The sequence below is a fragment of the Streptacidiphilus sp. ASG 303 genome (assembly GCF_020991365.1).
In the GTDB taxonomy this organism is placed as follows: Bacteria; Actinomycetota; Actinomycetes; order Streptomycetales; family Streptomycetaceae; genus Peterkaempfera.
Map to the genome: position 1 here is coordinate 1 of NZ_JAJLRA010000171.1, position 288 is coordinate 288.

The 288-nt window shown below is 78.8% G+C and carries 1 pseudogene; it reads left to right on the forward strand.

Features of this window, described 5'->3' with window-relative positions:
- Positions 1–288: pseudogene (locus LO771_RS30380) on the forward strand (threonine ammonia-lyase); the annotation flags it as partial.

Sequence of the window (288 nt, forward strand, 5' to 3'; positions counted from 1 at the left end):
CCGGCCGGGGCGAGCCCGGTGGCCCTGCTGCTCCAGGAGCCGCAGGCGGTCGAGGGGCCGGTGGTGGCGGTGCTCTCCGGCGGGAACGTCGACCCGCTGCTGATGCAGCGGGTGCGGCGGCACGGCATGGCGGCGGCGGGCCGGTACCTGTCGCTGCGCCTGCTGCTGGTCGACCGGCCGGGGGCGCTGGCGACCCTGCTCGGCGTGCTCTCCCGGGTGGACGCCACCGTGGTGGACGTGGCGCACGTGCGGACCGCGCCGCAGATCGGCCTCGCGGAGGCCGGGGTG